The following is a 19,433-nucleotide window of genomic DNA, read 5'->3' on the forward strand; positions in this document are numbered from 1 at the left end:
CTCAAATAATAAATACCACTTTCAATACTTGTCGGAGTTTAGGGGATAGAGGAAAAGGGAAATAAAAAACCCTATTCCAAAAATATTTACCATAGATAACCCCAAACTATTTTTTTGAAAAGAATAGGGATCGGGGGTGAAATTTTGATATGTACTTCATCCACCTGGGAACTGCTATAGACTAAAGAGCTAACAAAAACAGCTTAAATAATACAGGTCTTAATTAAATCTTCTACTCCTCCTACTGGTAAAATTTTTGTCTCAAGCTTGCAGGCTAATTCTTCAATACTCATATCATCTAAAAATACCAATTCACCATGTTTGAGCATTACATTTGGTAGTAAAATTCCGTCTCCCAAATCTTGCCCTTGTAAGTTCAACAGCAAATCATGACCCGTTAGTAATCCTGTGACAGTAATACTCTGTCCCCAATAATCACTACATAAAGCACGCATATTTACTTTTAATCCTTCAACAGAATTTAACCGTTTCAAGATAGGTTCAAAGGCGTTTTCTACTGCATTGCCTACTACCCAAGTTAATTTTCTCTGAGGATAAACTTTTGACGGTAGTAATTCTGTTGCCGCGGCTGCAAATTGCTTGATAAACAACTGAATTGAACCAACACCATTATCAATTTGGGGATACTCTTCATATTCAGATTCGGTCGGTAATTCCTTACCTGCAATCAAAAACCACTCATCAGCTAACCAAGCGACGTTAGAGGAAAACTTTTGGCGAAATTGTTGCGAAAGTATTTGCACTTGAGAAATCACTTCTTTCGCTTTTTCTCTGGTTACGGGTGTAAGTTCGTCTTCTGGAGGCCGAAACCTTGTCAATCCGACTGGCACAACTGCCACCGACGCCACCGTAGGCACTTCACCAGTATGAAAGGATGCTAAGTCTTTTAGGGTTTGCTCCAAATGTTCGCCATCATTTATACCAGGACAAACAACTACTTGAGCATGAACTTGTAGCCGTCTTTTTTGAAACCACTTGAGTTGTTGTAAGATTTGTCCCGCACGAGGATTTTTCAAGAGTCTAATTCTAACTTCCGGCTCCGTGGCATGAACAGAAACATACAATGGAGATAAGCGCATTTGTTCAATTCGCTGCCATTCTCTTTCTGGCAAATTGGTCAGGGTAAGATAAGAGCCGTACAAAAAGCTTAAGCGGTAATCGTCGTCTTTAAAGTACAAGCTGGTGCGCTTACCTGGTGGTTGTTGGTCGATAAAGCAAAAAGGACAGCGGTTATTACACTGAATTAAGCCATCAAATAGGGCAGTTTCAAATTCTAGCCCCAAGTCTTGGTCATAATCTTTTTCGATTTCCAGGCTGTGAGTTTTACCAGTAGCGTCTAAAACTTCTAATTCTAAGACTTCATCAGCACACAAAAACTGATAATCAATTAAATCGCGGGGACGTGTACCATTGATTGCAACAATCGCATCCCCAACTTCAAAACCAATCTCTGCGGCTATTGAGTCTGGAAGAACCTTGGTAATTCGAGCAGGATGAATGGTAGTCATGGTGCATAGGGCATTATAGCGTTTCTGAGTTGAGTCTAATACAAACCTAACAATAACAGCCCTTTCCCTATTAGCGTTAGGGAGTAAAATTCAAAGCCTCTCTCCTTCAAGGAGAGAGGTTAGATTGTATTACATACAACCGAGCAGTCGCTATAGTCATTTGCTTTGGACAAAGGACTAATGACTAATACTTCGGCTTCGCTCAGTACAAGTGACTAATGACTAATGAATATTATCCTTTCCAACCTGCTGCGATCGCTAGTAAGATTGCACTACCGAATGCTAATCTATACCATACGAAGATCAAAGTGTTTTTGGTTGCTAAGTATTTGATCAAAAATGCAATTGATAGGTAGGAAAAAATCAAGGTTGAAATAATTCCTACAATTAACAGTGCAACAATGTTATCTGGCAACTGGTGAGCTTGAAACAACTTGAATATTTTCAAGCTTTTATACAGCGTCGCAATTGTAAGAGTTGGAAACCCTAACAAAAATGAGAATTTTGCTGCTGTAGCGCGTTCTAATCCTAAAAATAAGGCAGTTGTCAACGTCGAACCAGAACGAGAAACGCCCGGAATCAAGGCAAGTGTTTGTCCCAATCCAACCAAAATACCATCCTGAATCTGCAATGACTCAAAACCGCGCTTACGAGTGCCAATTTTTTCTGCTAGAGCTAGTACAAGTGCCATAATAATTGACATAATGCCAATAATCAATGCACTTTCAGGTAAAATATCTTTCAAAAGAAAGCCGAAAATTAAAGCCGGCAGTGTTCCGACTACAATACCGACAAGAATCTTCCATTCTTCGCGTTGCCAGTCTTTGGCTTTTAGTGCTTCGATTCCACCTTTGGTAATACTATAAATCAGCGACCAAAAATACCCCACAATTGCGATAACACTGCCAAATTGAATTGCGTCAACAAAATCTTTAGAACCTAGTTCTTTCCAACCAAATATCTTGGTAAAAATCAGAAGATGTGCAGTACTGCTGATTGGCAAAAACTCTGTAATCCCTTGAACAATACCTAAAATAAAAGCTTGAATAAACTCCATATACAATTAATACCTTTTTCGTGTGATAGAGATCGTGATGAACATTGTTTAGCTGATGATGTTGCTTTATATACTCTCTATTGCACCTAATCTTGTAGAAAACTCAATTTTACCGATCGAAAACATCATCGAAGACGCTGACTATGTTCTTACACCCACCTCAATAAGTCAACGCAATTTGAAAAATTCATCAAATTTTAATATTTAACAGACTCATAGCAGCTGACTTTTCACCTCTCTGTAGTCCCTTATTTACAAGGAACTACAGAAGAGTTCTGTACATAGTGGAACTTGAATGGATTCGCCTGGCGCAGAATGTTTTGTTTGGTTTGCACCAGCGCTTGTGGAAATTCCAGTATAATTACAATGCCCCAGGGGGGGATTTGAAAATGTGATATCTTAAGTAAAATAAAGTTTAGTAACAAATATTAAAAACTTTGATTAATAATACATTGTCTTCCTACAGCGTTTCTACTCCTTCTATTGATACTGAGTTGGATTTAGCTGAGACCGCGCAAAATGGTATCAGACAATTGGAATCTACACTTTCCCTTTCTCCCTCTTTACCCTTATCTACTTCTACCCGACAAACTTGGTTAGTGTTTGCAGCAGCGGTGTTTTTGGTAACAGTGCCAGTATTTATAGAAGCGCCTATCGTGCGATCGCTACCAAGTCTGAGTTTAGCGCTGACAGGATTTTGGGTGTGGCTCAGTTTTGCCTTAATGTCACGTCCTGCAACTTACGTCTGGGGCGATTTGCTCTTGGGGTTTAGCTGGAGTTGGTTAGCAGGAGCGATTTACTGGGGTTGGTTACGTTGGGAACCTTTATGGCATCTGCCGGTGGAATTTATCGGTTTACCGTTTGCTTGCTGGTGTCTGGCGAAGAATTGGGGCAAGGTAGGTAACTGGTTTTATTTAGGTTCTTTACTCGGTACAGTTTTAACAGATGTATATTTTTATATAGTAGATTTGATGCCCTATTGGCGGCAAATCATGAGAGTAGATGCAGATGTAGTACCGCAAATCTTACAAAATGCTCTCATACAAGTACAAGCACCTTGGGGACAAACTTGGGCGATAATTCTCGCCGTAGTGCTATTAACGGTAGGAATTTCAGCTTTAGGTCGAAATCAAAGACACTGGTATGCCTTTAGTGGCGCAGTTTTAAGCACAATTTTGGTAGACAGCTTATTTTTGTTAGCTGCGATCGCAGCGTAAACAAGGCAAGTGACACTTATCTTCCAATAAGCGTGTGGGCTTCTCTGACTGAAACTTTTCCCAGCCCAATCTACGGCACATCAAAAATGATGCTGTAGATGATTAATTAGTTAAGAAATATTACATAAAAATCGCTCGGCATCAAGTCTTTTTTGGCAAGGTTTTCGATCTGAGAAATCGTGCAGTTTTGTGTCTGCTTTAGAGGTAGAATCAGCCACTCCGAAAAGATTTCGTCCAGCAGAGAATGCTGCTGGAATCGTGGATGTAAGGCTATTGCAGCCATCCAGGCACTCTTTCCACGATGAAAATTTGTGGCGAAAGTATAGTCAAACCCAGTAACGGTAAATATTGTGGATATTAATACGCTGTATATTAGTTTCTGATGACTGCTGTGTTGACTAAGCTATCAGCTTTTGTCCTTTGTCCTTTGTCAGTTGTCCTTTGTCCCTGACCAATGACCAATGACCAATGACTAATGACTAATAACTGTTGTTAGCTTAAAACTTTTATTTCTGTTTGATGGAAAGAGGTAGAAAAATCGTGAAAGGATTGGCGCGTTTATTAACAGTGTTTAGCTTGTTACTTAGTTGCTGGGGATGGTTGGGAACAACTCAGATAGCCCAAGCTGCTAATTTCAACAGCTTTGCTTTTCCCCAAGTCCCAGTTCTGGCAATTGAGCGGCAAAATAGCGCAGACAGGAAGCTAGCAACGGAATTTGGTAAAAAAATTGATTTAAATAATACCAACGTCCGAGCTTTTCAACAATATCCAGGCCTTTATCCCACCCTTGCAAAGCTGATCATCAAAAATGCTCCCTACCAGAGCGTAGATGATGTATTGAATATTGGAGGATTGAGCGATCGCCAAAAACAAACCCTGCAAGCTAACTTCGATCACTTCACCGTGACAGAACCAGAATCTGCCTTCATCGAGGGAGACGATCGGTTTAACAACGGCATCTACAGATAACTGTACATTGCAGTTAATGTAGCAAATAGCAGCCCACTCCTGATTCTAGGGAGTGGCAGATGATATGAGTTATGAGTTATGAGTTAGGAGTTATGAGTTATGAGTTATGAGTTATGAGTTAAAAATTCAAAACTCCTCACTTCTAACTCCTCACTTCTAACTCCTCACTCTTAACTTCTAACTCCTAACTTCTCCATTACCTTGTCTCAGATAGATATTCCTAGCCAATTTGATGTCTTAGTAGTCGGCGCTGGTGCCGCTGGATTATACACAGCCCTGTGTCTGCCAGAATCCTTGCGAGTCGGTTTGATTACCAAAGAAACCGTTGCATTATCCGCCAGTGATTGGGCACAAGGTGGCATTGCCGCAGCGATCGCCCCAGAAGATTCTCCCACGCTGCACATTGAAGATACGATCCAGGCGGGTGCAGGTTTATGCGATCGCACCGCTGTCGAATTTCTCGCCGAACATGCCCCTAGCTGTATTCAATCCTTAGTTAACTTGGGGGTAGCTTTTGACCGTCATGGTCAAGCCTTAGCTTTAACTTTGGAAGCCGCCCATTCTCGCCGCCGTGTTCTCCACGCTGCTGACACTACAGGCAGGGAAGTTACTACTACCCTCACCGCTCAAGTATTACGTCGCCAAAATATTCAAGTTATTCAGCAAGCTTTGGCTTTGAGTTTGTGGATTGAAACCGAAACTGGTTGCTGTCAGGGAATTAGCCTGTTTTATCAAGGTAAAATCACCTGGATAAGAGCTGGTGCTGTGGTATTAGCAACCGGTGGCGGCGGTCAGGTATTTGCCCAAACCACTAACCCGGCAGTGAGTACGGGTGATGGGGTAGCGATCGCAGCTAGGGCTGGAGCTATCCTCCGCGATTTAGAATTTGTCCAATTCCACCCGACTGCTCTCACTAAACCTGGTGCCGATCGTTTCTTGATCAGCGAAGCTGTACGCGGTGAAGGGGCACATCTCATCGATCGTGAAGGGCGACGTTTTGCCTTTGATTACCACCCTGCGGGTGAACTTGCGCCTAGAGATGTGGTCAGTAGAGCAATTTTCAGCCATTTACAACGTACTGCCCTTGATTTGGCTACTGCTCATGTGTGGTTGGATATGCGCCCCATCCCCGCTGACAAAATTCGTCAGCGCTTTCCCAATATCATCAAAGTTTGTCAGCATTGGGGAGTTGATGTCTTCCACGAACCTATTCCTGTAGCGCCAGCTGCCCATTACTGGATGGGTGGAATTGTTGCGGATCTGATGAATCGCACAAATATCTCTGGTTTATACGCAGTGGGTGAAACCGCTAGTACTGGTGTGCATGGAGCAAATCGCCTTGCCAGTAATTCCTTGTTGGAATGTATTGTGTTTGGGGCCCAGATGGCTAATATTAAGTTAGAAAATATTGGGCTGCTTTCAGAAATACCAGTGCTACCGTTACGGAAATTTAGTTCTGATGTTAGTGAGTGGCATATCCAACAAGCACAGCTAGAAACACTCAGACAGAAGTTACCGCGTCTAGTATGGGAAAGTGCTGGTATTTGTCGGGAGCAATCAAGGCTGGAAAGTGCGATCGCGACTATTAAATCTTGGCAGCAAGATTTCGCTGCTTTGCCTTTAACTCAATTCTTGCTTGCTTTACGTCCAGCAGAACCCGCTAGTTTTGACCTCCCAGATGTTGAACGGCAATTAGCACTTTGGGCAGAAACCCGCAATTTAATAGATGTAGCTGATTTAATTCTCAAAAGTGCTGCTTTTAGAACCGAAAGCCGAGGCGGACACTTCCGTTTAGATTATCCTCAACCAGACTCAAATTGGCAAGTCCACACACTTATACAAACAAATCATTGGTGGAAATCTCCATTATTGTCTTGAATCAACTACCTTAAACAGCCTGACGGTTTTCGCAACCCTAAGTACAACATCTTGCAATCAGCCGCCAAGTAAAAGATGTGGCGTACAAGATGGTGGCTAACTGAATTGCGCTCTTTTACCACAATCTAAAATCTAAAATTCAAAATTGCCATCAGCGGGTGCCGCTACCATTGTGACTGTCGGGACCACCATAATTTGGTGGAATATATATGTCTTGTAAATTTTGAGAATTGACCTTGCGGGCGATTAGGGCGTTACTGCTAGTAGGACCAAAAGAATTAGCACTTGCAGTACTGAATATACCTGTGCAATCGGCAATTTTTGGGATCAGTAGATAAGCACCTATGCAGAATATCATAAACTTTGCGATTTGGAAGTTACTCTTCATATATTTCGGTAAATTTACTAGCTTTTTTATTTCAAAACGTATTTTTTGGTTAATACCGTATATTTACTGTATTTTTCAGAAAAAGTATTTTAACTTTATGAAATTATTGCTAGTACTGTACAAATCATTGTGGTATTCCCTTGTCGATTAACCTTAATCTGCCGATATTAAATAGTTTTCATACTTAAGTGGTATTTCAAATAGGCGATTTTTACATCAGTCTCAAGTTAGATATGTCAATGATTTACTGCAAGCTTTTTGAGTAATTCATTATTTATTAATAATATCTTAATATTTTTAAGTATAAACACTATGTTCCATAAATCATGAGTTCAAAAAAACATGAAATAACACTTATCTTATTGTATAGTTTATAGATTTAATGAGTAAAGATATGTAAAGATAAAACAACATATCTATAGAAGTAAAAGGATTTTAAAATTTTACTTTGCGTAATAAGCGAATAAGCACTAGTATAAAAATATTTGTAAAATAAACTACATAAAATTTATTTTGAAAATTATTTTTGATCGCTAATTATTTTTGGACATAAATTATCAGGTTTAACGCTCAAGCCAAAAAGCCTTATCATGTCTAAATTTGACGAAAAATTTACCTCGCAAGATATACACTATATTTTTTCGAGACAGTGCCTTAGACGTGTCTCTGGTCTAAAGTCATAATTTGAATGTAAAAATTATTACTTTAGCAAACAAAACTGGAGGCTTGATTCTTAACTAATTAAGCAAACTCGTAGCGATTTTTACCCAGGCGCTTGGCACGGTACATTGCTGTATCAGCTTGTTTCATCAAAGTTTCGCTATCTTGACTGTTGTATGGATAAACACTAATGCCAATACTCGCAGAGACTCGGATTGTATAGCCATCCAAAACAATTGGCTTGGTAATACTGCTTAAAATTTTTTCAGCGACTTTAGCAGCTATTTGGACGTTAGGTATTGCCCGTAAAATCACAGTAAATTCATCGCCACCCAAACGAGAAACCGTATCACTAGCGCGTAAAGAGTTGCTGAGTCTTCCAGCAATAGTCATTAGCAAGCGATCGCCCCTCTCGTGTCCCAAAGTATCATTGACTTGCTTAAATCCATCTAGATCGATAAACAGCAGTCCCAGCAACAAGTTGTTGTGTTGTGCCCAATGTAAGGACTCGTAAAGTTGTTCGGCAAAAAATTTGCGATTAGATAAACCAGTGAGGGGGTCGTGATACGCTAAATAACGTAAGTGGTCTTCTTTGAGTTTTAATTCATTGTTAGAGCGGGATAGTTCAGCAGCAGTACGCTTGAGCTGTTCTTCCATCAACTTGCGCTGAGTAATATCTCGGATGACACCAACTAAAAAGAAATTGCCGGCTGAGTCTTTGTGAAGCGATCGCTTAGTGGCAATTTGATGAGTCTGGCCATCGGCATTTGTAAATTCTTCTTCATGTTCGTGGGGTTGTTGAGTCCGAAAAACAAGATCGTCTTGTTGTCGAAACACATCAGCTTCATGTTTTGGGAAAAAGTCATAGTCTGACTTTTCAATTAAAAACTTATTTGGATAACCGATAAATCGACAATACGCCTCATTTAAAACAATCCACTGATGTTGTTCATTTTTTACAAAAATTGGATCGGGGATCGTGTTGATCACGTGATGCAAAAATTCTTTGGAACGTTTCCACTCTTCCTGCATGTGAGCAATATGGCTAGTCATCCAAATAGCTGAAGTGCCAAAGCAAACCAGTGAGGGAATGAGTGGTATCCACCAACCGGACAAGAAAGCAAGGTATGCACTCACGGTCAATACAAAGCAACAAACTACGATCGAGAAGAGACTCCTAGTTGCGTGTCGTATCCGCCATATCGTCACGGCTCCCAGATAAGACCAAACAAAAACCCACAAGTATTCCACCAAGTCAGGCCAAACTTTCAGTAATGGTCTTCCATCAACAGCAGCAGAAATTAACTCACTAATAAAATAAGCCTGCAATTGAATACCAGGTACAGGCTTTGCCGTACCCATAACACTGCTAGAGTAGGGAATAAATACAAAATCTGGGAGACTGGGCGCAGTCGAACCAATAAGTATAATCCGATCTTTGATTAAGTTTGCTTTTACTTTATCTGCCAGTACATCTCTCATCGATACCTGGCGAAAACTACAAAATTCTCCAGACGAACTTTGACATTTAGGTTTGGGAAAATTGCTCAAAATTTGGTAGCCTCTATCATCAGCTCCCACATAAGCACCATCATTAGCCTCAAAACGAGTAAATGCTGCCTTACCCAATTGCAAATACTCAGGGTTACTTTTTGCTTTAGTGGGAGTAATTCCCTTTGACTTTAAATACAATAAAGCCAACTTCAGGGCAAAACTTTCGTGTACTTCGCTTTTAACGTGCCAATACAACAAACTGCGACGTACTTTACCATCAAGATCGTACAGCACGTTATTGAAGCCCACTTGATCCCGATTCAGTCCCAGTGGAGGCGAAACACTAAAGTTTTTGTTGTTGTCATTTGCTAGCAGTTCAATACCAATCAAGTTGGGTGTTGACTGATAAACATTACGTAGTTCTTGATTACCAGGCTCTACTGGTAAATTTCTGTAGATATCTAAGCCAATCGCACGGGGTTTGTGGACATTTAATTTCTGCAACAACTGGGCAATCTTCGCATCTGGAATTGGCCATGAGCCTACTTCGTTTAAATAAGCTTCATCAATCACTACGATCGTAATCCGGTTTTCTGGCGGTTCATTTGGACGTAAGCGAAAAAATTGATCCAAAGCCGCCAACTCCAAAGATTGCAATAATCCAATGGAGTGCAAAAGCAGGACGCAGACTGCAACGCTGGCCGCAGTAATCAATTCTCTGTGTCCTCGACTAAGCGATTGTTTCAGTCCAAAGGTTAACTTCACAAAACGCTTGCCTAGCTGCTGATTCATTGCCATTACCTAGTAGGCAGAAATATTCTCTATTTCTTATAGCTATTAACTATCGGACTAAGATAGCTCAAGTAAGAGCTAAATAGAATTTATAAAAATTTTTTCAACTATAAAAATCAATTAAAATATACATTTTTTAAAGTAAATGTACTTAGCCAATTTCCTTGAGCTTAAGTATTTGCAGAGCAAAGCCGCAATAAAATTAGTAATTGGGCATTAGACTTCATGCAGAAGTGGGAATTGGGTTTGGGGAAAAGGGGAAAGCGGCTCATAAAAACCCTTTTCCCAATAAAGATGAGTCCCTTTCCCCCAAGAGTGCAAAAGTAACTTTTGCAAGAGGTCTATTGGATAAGACCTATTATCTGTTACCAAAAACAAAAAAGCCAACTGGAAACAGATTTTACTGTATTCATCCAGCTGACTATGGGGTGTGAACTACTGAATATCAGTGTAGGTACTTTACTTAAAATACTTGAAGTTTTGAGGCCCTGTGTAACCAGAAACTTTCGCTAGTTCCTCTAAGTTTTGGACTCCGCTATAGCTTTTACCATTAACGATCCAAGTGGGGAAACCTTCAATTTTTGCAGCTTTACATACTTCTGGTTGAGCTTTGACTCCATCGGGAGCGCACTCTACCTTAATATCATTATTGATTATTTCCTCAGCTTCTTTACCAAAAAGCAGCTTTTGTTCGTGGCAGTGAGGACACCAGTAAGCAGTGTATTCCTTCGCGCCTACCTTCGCCAGATGGCGTGCTAAGGCTATTTCTGCCTCACCAGAAGTAGTGGTAACTTCCCAACCGAACGCTGGGTTAGGGTTTTCTTTGGGAGTAAAGGTAATTTTTGTGGGTTGTCCAGGAGTTCCAGGTGTAACATCTGATTGATTCACGCCAGCATAAACGCCTAAAGTAGCAATCAACGTTACCATCCCGACAATCAAGGCAGTAAAGAAAATTTGTCCAATATCCTCCCAAGTCCGACCGATAATCGTTAGTATCAAAAGACTCACAGAGAACAAAGCTGAACCGATACAGTAAGGACAAATAGCTTTGATTTGAGATGTCAGCACATACATTAAGTAGCCGCTAAAAACAGACATAGCGATCGCACCTACCAGCAGCAGCCACCACGTCCAATTTTCCAATTGTTTGCGGTTATTGTTTTCCCCGGAGTTGAATACCAAGGGAGCCAAAGCCAATATCACCATACTGGTGTATGCCAAAAACCCAAATAAAGCTAATGGCTGTCCAAAAACCGTTGCCCAAGGACTGGAAAGCACATCATTACAGCCTTTAGCACCAGCCTGTGCCACACAAGCGGCACTGCCTCCGCTTAACTTTTCTATGGTGAGATAACCTGTTGTCAGAGCACCACATCCAGCGATCGCGGCAATCAATGGACGTGACCATTTATGAATCCAAGGAGTAGAACGGCGGCGAATCATAAATATTGTGAAATGGGGATTAGTAAAAGTTAGGAGTTAGGAGCGAGGAGTGAGGAGTTAATAATGAAGAGTTAGGAACAATTAATTTAAAACTCATAACTCTTGTACAGACGCGATTAATCGCGTCTCTACTCCTAACTCTCTTTCCCCACTCCCTAAGAATGTAATTTCACTTGTTCTGCTGATTTGCCTTTACCTTTGGAGTTCCAATTGCGACGGGCAGCTTCCACAAATTGGCTGACGCGAATTGGGTCAATTGGTTGCTCTATGCGTCCATGACGTTTTAGGGAACTGGAAACTATTACACCATCTGCTGCTTGCATTAATGTATCAATATTTTCCCAGTTGGCCCCACTGCCGATGAACACTGGTGTGCCATTTGCTGCACCACAAGCTAGTTCCAAATCTTCTAAATTAGGAGGACTACCTGTAGCCCAACCAGATAAAATCACTCCGTCTGCTAAACCCCTTTCAATGGTGTCTTTCACAGCGACTGTGAGATTTGGAGAACTCAAAGGACGGGCGTGTTTCACCAACACATCGGCCAGGATTTTAACATCACAGCCCAACTCCCGTCGATAGCGGAGTAGTTGATGGGCTTCTCCCTCAATTAATCCCTGGTCGGTTGCCATCACCCCTGTGAGGACGTTGACGCGAATAAATTGCGCCTGTACACAACTAGCGATCGCTATTGCACTTTTGGCGTCATTTCGCAAAACATTTAAGCCTATAGGCAAAGTTACCAAATTCTGTATCCGCTGCACCACAATGGTCATGGCACTCACAACCACCGGATCGACTTGGTTTTTGGTAAACGGCGCGTCGAAAAAATTCTCGACAATCAGACCGTCAACTCCTCCACTTGCTAAAGCTGCGGCTTCTTGTTCGGCACGGTCAATCACCGCTTTTAAACTACCTCCCCAACGGGGTGAGGTAGGCAGTGGTAGCAGGTGAACCACGCCAATAATTGGTGAGCGAGTTTTAAATATCTGATATAAGTCCACGTCTTTAATCCGCCTCGCACAGTCCAGAGTCCAGATTTTTTTGATTATTGAACGCCTGTTCAACACCACTCCCCTTCAGGTCGGGAACCTTTATATAAGGGTGGCTTTTCAACGGGGAAAACCCCGCACCTGACTGGCTCCTCTTGACCCTTGACTCTTGACTTTTCATTAACTAGTCAAATGTGTTTTATGATAGTCGGTTTATTGCCTCTTTCCTCAGATGGAAATTGGCGTGTAACCTCCCATAAGATATGTTAAGATAAAACCTGGCTACAAGAGGAGTTTGCCACTCACTAGACGCAAGGCAGCTTTCCGTGGTTTAGGCGTCTTGTCCGCGCCCAGTCGTAGGACTTGCCAATCGCCAGGGTAGCATTACTGCTTTATAGGCGTAGTCGCTTTCGTCGATTTCCCTGAGGGTAGCGACTTCTCACAACAAGCCCTTTGGGCGGCTTCCCGATGGGTAGGTTAACAAGGCACACGCTGTGGTAATGTAAAATACCAATAGGCGAATTGTTAAAAAAGATTACAAGTGTCAAATGTACCCAAAGACACTTCAATTTACCCTGGGGAACAGATTGATAAAAATATCATAACATGACCTCTATTTTTATTATTGATAGGGTCATAAGTCCACGGACAGTTGCTAACAGTGGGAATTTGCCACTGTACTGTTATTAGAAGGATAGGGATCGGAGAAAAGCGAAATTAGCGCCAGAATGTTGACTACAAGAAAAAAAATGAAGATATTTTCAAAATATGGGTGACAAGCCAACGATTGCCATTTCTCACCTGGGCTGCGAGAAAAATCGAATTGATACAGAACACATGCTGGGAATGCTCGTAGAAGCAGGCTACGGTGTAGATACAAATGAAGAGTTAGCAGATTACGTTATTGTTAATACTTGTAGTTTTATTGAAGCGGCCCGGCAAGAATCTGTCAGAACTTTAGTAGAACTGGCAGAGGCAAATAAAAAGATCGTAATTACTGGCTGTATGGCGCAACACTTCCAAGAACAACTTTTGGAGGAGTTGCCTGAAGCAGTAGCCGTTGTAGGTACAGGCGATTATCAGAAAATTGTAAATGTAATTGAGCGTGTTGAACTTGGCGAGCGGGTCAAACAGGTTAGTATAGAGCCAACCTACATTGCCGACGAAACTACACCGCGCTATCGCACGACAACGGAGGGCGTTGCTTACCTCCGGGTTGCCGAAGGTTGTGATTATCGTTGTGCATTTTGTATAATTCCTCATCTTCGAGGGAACCAGCGATCGCGTACTATTGAATCTATCGTCGCCGAAGCGGAGCAATTAGTTAGTCAAGGGGTAAAGGAAATTATTTTAATTTCCCAAATCACTACTAACTACGGTCTAGATATTTACGGTCAGCCAAAATTAGCCGAATTACTTCGCGCTTTGGGGAAAGTAGATATACCGTGGATCAGAATGCACTACGCTTATCCCACGGGACTGACCCCAGATGTGATAGCGGCCATCCAAGAAACACCCAACGTCCTGCCTTATCTGGATTTGCCCTTGCAGCATTCTCATCCAGAGATTCTCCGCGCCATGAACCGCCCTTGGCAAGGGCGCGTAAATGATGGGATTATAGATCGCATCAAAACGGCGCTACCAACAGCCGTACTGCGGACAACATTTATTGTTGGTTTCCCAGGAGAAACAAGCGAGCATTTTGAGCATCTACTAGAGTTCGTCCAGCGGCATGAATTCGATCATGTTGGTGTCTTCACCTTTTCCTCTGAGGAAGGAACTCCAGCTTATAAGTTGCCAAATCAGTTGTCCCAAGAGGTGATGGACGATCGCCGATACCAACTGATGGAACTCCAGCAACCGATTTCTCAAAAGAAAAATCAACAGGAAGTAGGCAAAATAGTCGATGTCCTGATTGAGCAAGAAAATCCTGAAAGTGGTGAATTAATCGGTCGTTCAGGTAGATTTTCCCCAGAGGTTGATGGTCTGGTGTATGTCAAAGGCCAGGCAAAGTTAGGAACCATCGTGCCAATAGCGATTCACCACGCTGATACATACGACCTCTATGGTCAAGTAGTCAATAACTAAATTGTCTTTTGTCTTTTGTCCTTTGTCTTTTGTTAAATGACCCTTACAGATTCACCCTTATCCCAATATCGACGCTGCATTAATCGCAGTTTTCATGAGGGTTTACCTGAAATTCGGGGACTCACTCATGGGCATAGCTTCTCCAAAAGTTGAGGCTTTGCTATCGCCCAAGGCTTACTAACTAGCCAATAACTTAATGACTAATGACTAATGACTAATGACTAATAACTAATGACTAAATGACTAATCCAAAAATCCTTACATAAAATTTAGGACGAATTAATGACTCTTTCATTTCAAGAATTAGGCATTTCCCAAGAACGTGTCGAACAACTAGAAAAAATCGGTTTTACCGAACCAACCAACATTCAAGTGCAAGCAATTCCCCAATTGCTAGCCGGTCGTGATGTGGTAGGTCAATCTCAAACTGGAACAGGTAAAACGGCAGCATTTTCACTACCAATTTTAGAACGGCTAGATATTAATCAAAGAGCCGTGCAAGCCATAGTTTTAACACCAACTCGTGAATTAGCGATGCAAGTTCACGATGCGATCGCCCAATTCATCGGCAATGAAGGATTGCGGGTGTTAGCAATCTACGGTGGTCAATCAATTGACCGTCAAATGCTGCAACTCAAACGTGGCGTTCACATGGTCGTGGGTACTCCCGGACGGGTGATCGATTTGCTCGATCGCGGCTGTTTAAAGCTCGATCAAGTCAAGTGGTTTGTGTTGGATGAAGCCGATGAAATGTTGAGTATGGGCTTTATCGACGATGTAATCAAAATCCTCTCACAAGCACCCGTAGAACGCCAAACAGCTTTATTCTCGGCAACAATGCCACCATCAATTCGGATGTTGGTAAACAAATTCTTACGATCGCCGGCGACTGTCACCGTTGAGCAACCAAAAGCCGCTCCCAACAAAATTAATCAGGTAGCTTACCTGATCCCTCGCCACTGGACAAAAGCCAAAGCTTTACAGCCGATTCTGGAAATGGAAGATCCAGAAACAGCTTTAATCTTTGTCCGCACCAGACGCACAGCCGCAGAACTCACCAGTCAGTTACAAGCAGCTGGTCACAGTGTTGATGAATACCACGGTGACTTATCCCAACAAGCGCGGGAACGTTTATTAAGCCGATTCCGTAACCGTCAAGTTCGCTGGGTGGTAGCAACTGATATTGCAGCACGAGGGTTAGATGTCGATCAACTTTCCCATGTGATCAACTACGACTTACCCGATAGCGTAGAAACTTACGTTCACCGCATTGGTCGTACTGGTCGTGCTGGTAAAGAAGGAACAGCAATTTCTTTAGTACAACCATTTGAGCGGCGTAAACAGCAAACATTTGAACGTCATAATCGCCAAAGTTGGCAATTGCTGTCCATTCCTACACGCGCACAAATTGAAGCGCGGCACATTCTGAAATTGCAAGAACAGGTGCGGGAAGCTTTGATGGGTGAGCGTTTAGCTTCATTCTTGCCAATTGTCAGCGAACTGATTGAAGAATACGATGCTCAAGCGATCGCCGCAGCTGCACTGCAAATTGCTTACGATCAAACTCGTCCGGCTTGGTTGAGTTCAGACGTGGAAATTCCCCAAGAAGAAAGCTCAACTCCCAAACCAAGACTCAGTAAGCGTCGTGAATCTTCTAGCGATCGCCCCCGTGCTGCTTGGAAATCAGATAACAGTAATGGTGAAGAAAGACATTCTTCTCCCAAGCCCAAACTACGGACAAGTGGACAGGATTCTTCTGCATCTCCTAGTAAAAAGATAGGTTCACCTACAGCTAGGGAATCAGCTTCTTAGTCAAAAGTTAGAAGTTAATCAATTTTGGATTTTAGACTTTTCTTTTAATCCAAAATCCAAATCAATTTGCAAAGTTGAGAGTTGAGAGTTAAAAGTCAAGAGTTAAGATTTTGACTTTGCACTCTTGACTTTTTGGCTTTTTTAGATATAGCTGTTGCCAGTAGAGTTAGGACACAGCAGATTTGAGAACAGATTCCATAGCTGGTCGTAAATCAGAACAAGAGGATAAGATGTGGCGAATACGACATTTAAGCCAAGCCCAACACTTTTCAATGCGGTTGAGGTCTGGAGAATAAGGCGGCAAATATAATAACTGACAACCTGCCTGCTCAATCAATTGGGCAATACGTCCGCCATGATGAAAGGTGGCATTATCAAGAATAATCACTTGTCCTGGTTGGAGTACAGGAATTAAGCAAGTGGAAACCCAAGTTTCAAAAACTATTCGATTACAAGCTCCTTCCACAGTAAATGGTGCCATCAACTGTTGTTGGCAGTAGGCAGCAATCATATTGACCCGACCCGTTCTGCGTCCTGACTTGAGTGCTTCAAACCTTTGACCTCGTTGACACCAGCCATAACCGTAATCATCCCGTGCATCCATTCCTGATTCATCTATATACACTCGTTGTGACTCTGGAATTAAATCTAATTGCTGGATAAAAATGGCACGTTTAGCCTGATCTCGTTCTCGGTATCCATAAGACTTTTTTTTCGAGACCAACCTATTTTTTTCAACCCTCGTGAAATCGTCCTCGGACTGATCTGACCTGACCATAGCTGTGCCATTTGCACTTGTGTCTTGTCCCCGTGCATTTGAGCAAACTGACTAAACTCCTCCCAATCTATAATTTTGGCGTTTGTTTTCTGGGGACGAGTCGGCTTAGGCTGGTAGTCTCCAGTTTCCGCCTGCCTTTGTAGCCATAGATTTATGGTGTTGCGACTGATTTGGAATACTTGCGCCGCCTCAGTTTTGGTCATGCCATCTAATACGATCGCATTGATTACTTTTTGTCTTAAATCATAACTGTAGGGTTTTGGCATCGACTGTATTTAATTTTCTCTTTTACCTTCTCAGTTTACGTCCTAACAGTCTTGTCCGTTGCTATAGTTTAAAAATACTACAGCCAAGGACGACTAACTTGTTCTAACTCTCTAATTTCATCCTCGTTCAATCTCCAGCCTAAAGCACCAGCATTCTGCCGTACCTGTTCGGCTGTCTTTACCCCAGCAATGGGAATAACATTCCCCTGAGCAATTAACCAGTTGAGAGCAACTTGGGCAGGAGTGCGATCGTATTTTTCCCCAAAGTTACGTAGCAAAGATATAACTGGGGCAATTTTTTGCAGACCTTCTTTCTTAAATCGCGGGTCTATTTTTCTTGCACCAGTGGGGGTTTCAGTACTATCAATACTGTACTTGCCTGTAAGTAATCCCTGAGCTAAAGGACTATAAGCCAAAATAGTTACACCCAACTCACGCGCAGTTGCGATAATACCTTTGCTTTCAACTTGGCGACTGAGTAAAGAATAGCGTACTTGGTTCACAGCCAAAGGCACTCCACGAGCCGCCAATATTTGATGCACGTCTCGCATTTGCTCTGCTGAGTAATTACTCACGCCAACTGCGGCAATTCTGCCTCGCTTCACTTCATCCGCTAAGGCATTCATCAAAGTTTCTTGACTTAAAAAGAAGGCAAAAGGCCAATGCACTTGATACAAGGCGATTCGCTCAAGTTGTAGCCGTTTGAGGCTTTCTGTTAAAGCATCAGAGACGGATTGGGCTGTAAATCGCCACGGTAGGGGGCCAAATTTTGTGGCGATTTGTACAGGCTGTTGTGTCTGTTGCAGAAATTGTCCCAAAAATTTCTCACTCTTTCCCATTCCGTAGACTTCGGCAGTATCAAAGAAGGTGATACCAGCTTCTAAGGCTGCGGTAAAGGCTTCTTGTAACTGTTCTGGGCCATAGCGATCGCCATAATTCCAAAATAGTTTATCACCCCAAGCCCAAGTGCCGATGCACAAGGGTGTAACAACTGGGCCATTTTGCCCCAATGTGATGTTTTCCACGGTTGCAAAATTTAGTTTATTTACATTTCTTTACTTTTATAGTCTATCGTTACAGACAAAATTGGGTATGGGGCATTGAACACCATAGCTCAAGCTGAAAATGTTTCAACTGACCTGTGTAACTATCGTGGTGTCCACAATTCCAGATTCTTAAACCAACTCAAATCTCTATAATCCAACGTCCAAACACTAGCGCCATAAAGTTGAGCTACCGCTACAACAGAGGCATCCTCTAAACTTCCTTGCCAGTCTGGTATCTGGCGAACCACGTTGTAAATCTCCTGAAACATTTCCATGCTCACTGGTACAATCACTGTGTTCTCACTAATGACCCTTAGTGCAGTCATTGCAGCACGGCTCGATTGTTCTCGCAGTACAAACTTGTAAACTTCAAACAGCACGGGTAGAGGGGTTAGAACCTCACCAAACAATGCTGGTAACTTACTAAAACCCGCTTTGCATTCCTGATGGTAGCCATCTCGGACAGAAACTAAGGCAATCAGGGGGCCTGCATCCAAAACGAGACGCTTCATCCTTGTATCAAATAGTCTTCATTAACTAAAGCATCTGTAGGTTCTAAAGCTTGAGATTGCTCTTTAGCTTCATCCTTGTATCAAATAGTCTTCATTAACTGAAGCATCTGTAGGAGCATTTTCTACAATTCCTGCCAGCGATAGTAGCCTTGAACCATTTTTGGGGCGTAACTTTTCCGCCAGTGCTGCCTGTACAACACTAGATGGATTTTGGTCTGGATGATCTTTTAAGTATTGGTCAAGTTGTGTCCACAATTCATCAGGAATATAAAGTGTTCGTTTCATTTTATTAGCCTTTGGAGGTACAACTAGTGTTGTACCCTCATTGTACTTGCTGGGGTGCGATCGCCAACCTCTCAAAATTCTATTTCAGTAACAACAGTAAGCTGTTACGCTGCTAAATTTAACGAACAGCATCACCTTTCTTTTTAACTTTGTGCTCCCATTTAATAACTAGTTGCATAGCGACTTAAGAATTGAGGGAGGCAAATAACCCCCCTTTTATAATACTT

At 42.1% G+C, this 19,433-nt stretch carries 15 protein-coding genes; 5 read left to right on the forward strand and 10 right to left on the reverse strand.

Annotated features, from left to right (window positions below; all coding sequences use genetic code 11):
• Nucleotides 1–203: 203 nt before the first annotated feature.
• Both NSTC731_RS01505 and NSTC731_RS01510 read right to left on the reverse strand, forming a co-directional pair.
• Complete coding sequence (locus NSTC731_RS01505) at nucleotides 204–1,529, reverse strand: TIGR03279 family radical SAM protein (RefSeq protein ID WP_445629310.1); 1,326 nt, start codon at nucleotides 1,527–1,529, stop codon at nucleotides 204–206.
• 232 nt (nucleotides 1,530–1,761) lie between these two features.
• The gene (locus tag NSTC731_RS01510; RefSeq protein WP_445629311.1) at nucleotides 1,762–2,586 is read right to left on the reverse strand and encodes an undecaprenyl-diphosphate phosphatase; all 825 of its coding nucleotides are present in this window, start codon (nucleotides 2,584–2,586) and stop codon (nucleotides 1,762–1,764) included.
• Between the two features lie 437 nt (nucleotides 2,587–3,023).
• Here NSTC731_RS01510 and NSTC731_RS01515 point away from each other — a divergent pair, with 437 nt between their 5' ends.
• Nucleotides 3,024–3,803, forward strand: a complete 780-nt coding sequence (locus NSTC731_RS01515; protein ID WP_445629312.1) for a DUF3120 domain-containing protein — start codon at nucleotides 3,024–3,026, stop codon at nucleotides 3,801–3,803.
• Between the two features lie 106 nt (nucleotides 3,804–3,909).
• Here NSTC731_RS01515 and NSTC731_RS01520 read toward each other — a convergent pair whose 3' ends face one another.
• Nucleotides 3,910–4,086, reverse strand: a complete 177-nt coding sequence (locus NSTC731_RS01520) for a hypothetical protein (RefSeq protein ID WP_445629313.1) — start codon at nucleotides 4,084–4,086, stop codon at nucleotides 3,910–3,912.
• Nucleotides 4,087–4,343: 257 nt separating this feature from the next.
• Here NSTC731_RS01520 and psbU point away from each other — a divergent pair, with 257 nt between their 5' ends.
• Both psbU and nadB read left to right on the forward strand, forming a co-directional pair.
• On the forward strand, nucleotides 4,344–4,772 hold the full coding sequence (gene psbU, locus NSTC731_RS01525) for a photosystem II complex extrinsic protein PsbU (protein WP_445632253.1): 429 nt from the start codon (nucleotides 4,344–4,346) through the stop codon (nucleotides 4,770–4,772).
• Between the two features lie 201 nt (nucleotides 4,773–4,973).
• Nucleotides 4,974–6,650 carry an L-aspartate oxidase gene (gene nadB / locus NSTC731_RS01530; protein ID WP_445629314.1) on the forward strand — a complete coding sequence of 559 codons (1,677 nt, stop codon included), beginning with the start codon at nucleotides 4,974–4,976 and terminating at the stop codon, nucleotides 6,648–6,650.
• Nucleotides 6,651–7,779: 1,129 nt separating this feature from the next.
• On the opposite strand, the gene NSTC731_RS01535 is transcribed toward nadB, so the two are convergent.
• The 3 genes from NSTC731_RS01535 to btpA all read right to left on the reverse strand — a co-directional run bounded on the left by NSTC731_RS01535 (nucleotide 7,780) and on the right by btpA (nucleotide 12,431).
• Nucleotides 7,780–9,984 carry a CHASE2 domain-containing protein gene (locus NSTC731_RS01535; RefSeq protein WP_445629315.1) on the reverse strand — a complete coding sequence of 735 codons (2,205 nt, stop codon included), beginning with the start codon at nucleotides 9,982–9,984 and terminating at the stop codon, nucleotides 7,780–7,782.
• 459 nt (nucleotides 9,985–10,443) lie between these two features.
• Nucleotides 10,444–11,427 carry a vitamin K epoxide reductase family protein gene (locus NSTC731_RS01540; RefSeq protein WP_445629316.1) on the reverse strand — a complete coding sequence of 328 codons (984 nt, stop codon included), beginning with the start codon at nucleotides 11,425–11,427 and terminating at the stop codon, nucleotides 10,444–10,446.
• 155 nt (nucleotides 11,428–11,582) lie between these two features.
• A complete protein-coding gene (gene btpA / locus NSTC731_RS01545) occupies nucleotides 11,583–12,431 on the reverse strand; it encodes a photosystem I biogenesis protein BtpA (RefSeq protein WP_445629317.1) in 849 nt (282 codons plus the stop codon).
• 756 nt (nucleotides 12,432–13,187) lie between these two features.
• On the opposite strand from btpA, the gene rimO reads away from it, so the two are divergent.
• Together rimO and NSTC731_RS01555 are read left to right on the forward strand one after the other, a co-directional pair.
• The gene (gene rimO / locus NSTC731_RS01550; RefSeq protein ID WP_445629318.1) at nucleotides 13,188–14,507 is read left to right on the forward strand and encodes a 30S ribosomal protein S12 methylthiotransferase RimO; all 1,320 of its coding nucleotides are present in this window, start codon (nucleotides 13,188–13,190) and stop codon (nucleotides 14,505–14,507) included.
• A 282-nt stretch (nucleotides 14,508–14,789) separates the two neighbouring features.
• Complete coding sequence (locus tag NSTC731_RS01555; RefSeq protein WP_445629319.1) at nucleotides 14,790–16,319, forward strand: DEAD/DEAH box helicase; 1,530 nt, start codon at nucleotides 14,790–14,792, stop codon at nucleotides 16,317–16,319.
• A 166-nt stretch (nucleotides 16,320–16,485) separates the two neighbouring features.
• On the opposite strand, the gene NSTC731_RS01560 is transcribed toward NSTC731_RS01555, so the two are convergent.
• The 4 genes from NSTC731_RS01560 to NSTC731_RS01575 all read right to left on the reverse strand — a co-directional run bounded on the left by NSTC731_RS01560 (nucleotide 16,486) and on the right by NSTC731_RS01575 (nucleotide 19,206).
• Nucleotides 16,486–17,363, reverse strand: a protein-coding gene (locus NSTC731_RS01560; RefSeq protein WP_445626187.1) for an IS630 family transposase whose coding sequence is annotated in 2 segments (ribosomal slippage) — nucleotides 16,486–17,031 and nucleotides 17,034–17,363 — 876 coding nt in all. Because the reading frame shifts where the segments join, the coding sequence is not laid out codon by codon here.
• Nucleotides 17,364–17,440: 77 nt separating this feature from the next.
• Nucleotides 17,441–18,388: an aldo/keto reductase gene (locus NSTC731_RS01565; RefSeq protein ID WP_445629320.1), complete on the reverse strand. Its 948-nt coding sequence runs from the start codon at nucleotides 18,386–18,388 to the stop codon at nucleotides 17,441–17,443.
• A gap of 122 nt (nucleotides 18,389–18,510) precedes the next feature.
• Nucleotides 18,511–18,921: a type II toxin-antitoxin system VapC family toxin gene (locus tag NSTC731_RS01570; RefSeq protein ID WP_445629321.1), complete on the reverse strand. Its 411-nt coding sequence runs from the start codon at nucleotides 18,919–18,921 to the stop codon at nucleotides 18,511–18,513.
• 69 nt (nucleotides 18,922–18,990) lie between these two features.
• The gene (locus tag NSTC731_RS01575) at nucleotides 18,991–19,206 is read right to left on the reverse strand and encodes a hypothetical protein (RefSeq protein ID WP_445629322.1); all 216 of its coding nucleotides are present in this window, start codon (nucleotides 19,204–19,206) and stop codon (nucleotides 18,991–18,993) included.
• Nucleotides 19,207–19,433: the final 227 nt, after the last annotated feature.

The sequence above is a fragment of the Nostoc sp. DSM 114167 genome, from assembly GCF_052692655.1.

Coding starts and splice junctions, on each gene's coding strand:
- NSTC731_RS01510 (WP_445629311.1), bottom strand. CDS start 2,586: ATGGAGTTTATTCAAGCTTTTATTTTAGGTATTGTTCAAGGGATTACA.
- NSTC731_RS01535 (WP_445629315.1), bottom strand. CDS start 9,984: ATGAATCAGCAGCTAGGCAAGCGTTTTGTGAAGTTAACCTTTGGACTG.
- NSTC731_RS01540 (WP_445629316.1), bottom strand. CDS start 11,427: ATGATTCGCCGCCGTTCTACTCCTTGGATTCATAAATGGTCACGTCCA.
- NSTC731_RS01505 (WP_445629310.1), bottom strand. CDS start 1,529: ATGACTACCATTCATCCTGCTCGAATTACCAAGGTTCTTCCAGACTCA.
- NSTC731_RS01555 (WP_445629319.1), top strand. CDS start 14,790: ATGACTCTTTCATTTCAAGAATTAGGCATTTCCCAAGAACGTGTCGAA.
- NSTC731_RS01570 (WP_445629321.1), bottom strand. CDS start 18,921: ATGAAGCGTCTCGTTTTGGATGCAGGCCCCCTGATTGCCTTAGTTTCT.
- NSTC731_RS01520 (WP_445629313.1), bottom strand. CDS start 4,086: ATGGCTGCAATAGCCTTACATCCACGATTCCAGCAGCATTCTCTGCTG.
- NSTC731_RS01575 (WP_445629322.1), bottom strand. CDS start 19,206: ATGAAACGAACACTTTATATTCCTGATGAATTGTGGACACAACTTGAC.
- rimO (WP_445629318.1), top strand. CDS start 13,188: ATGGGTGACAAGCCAACGATTGCCATTTCTCACCTGGGCTGCGAGAAA.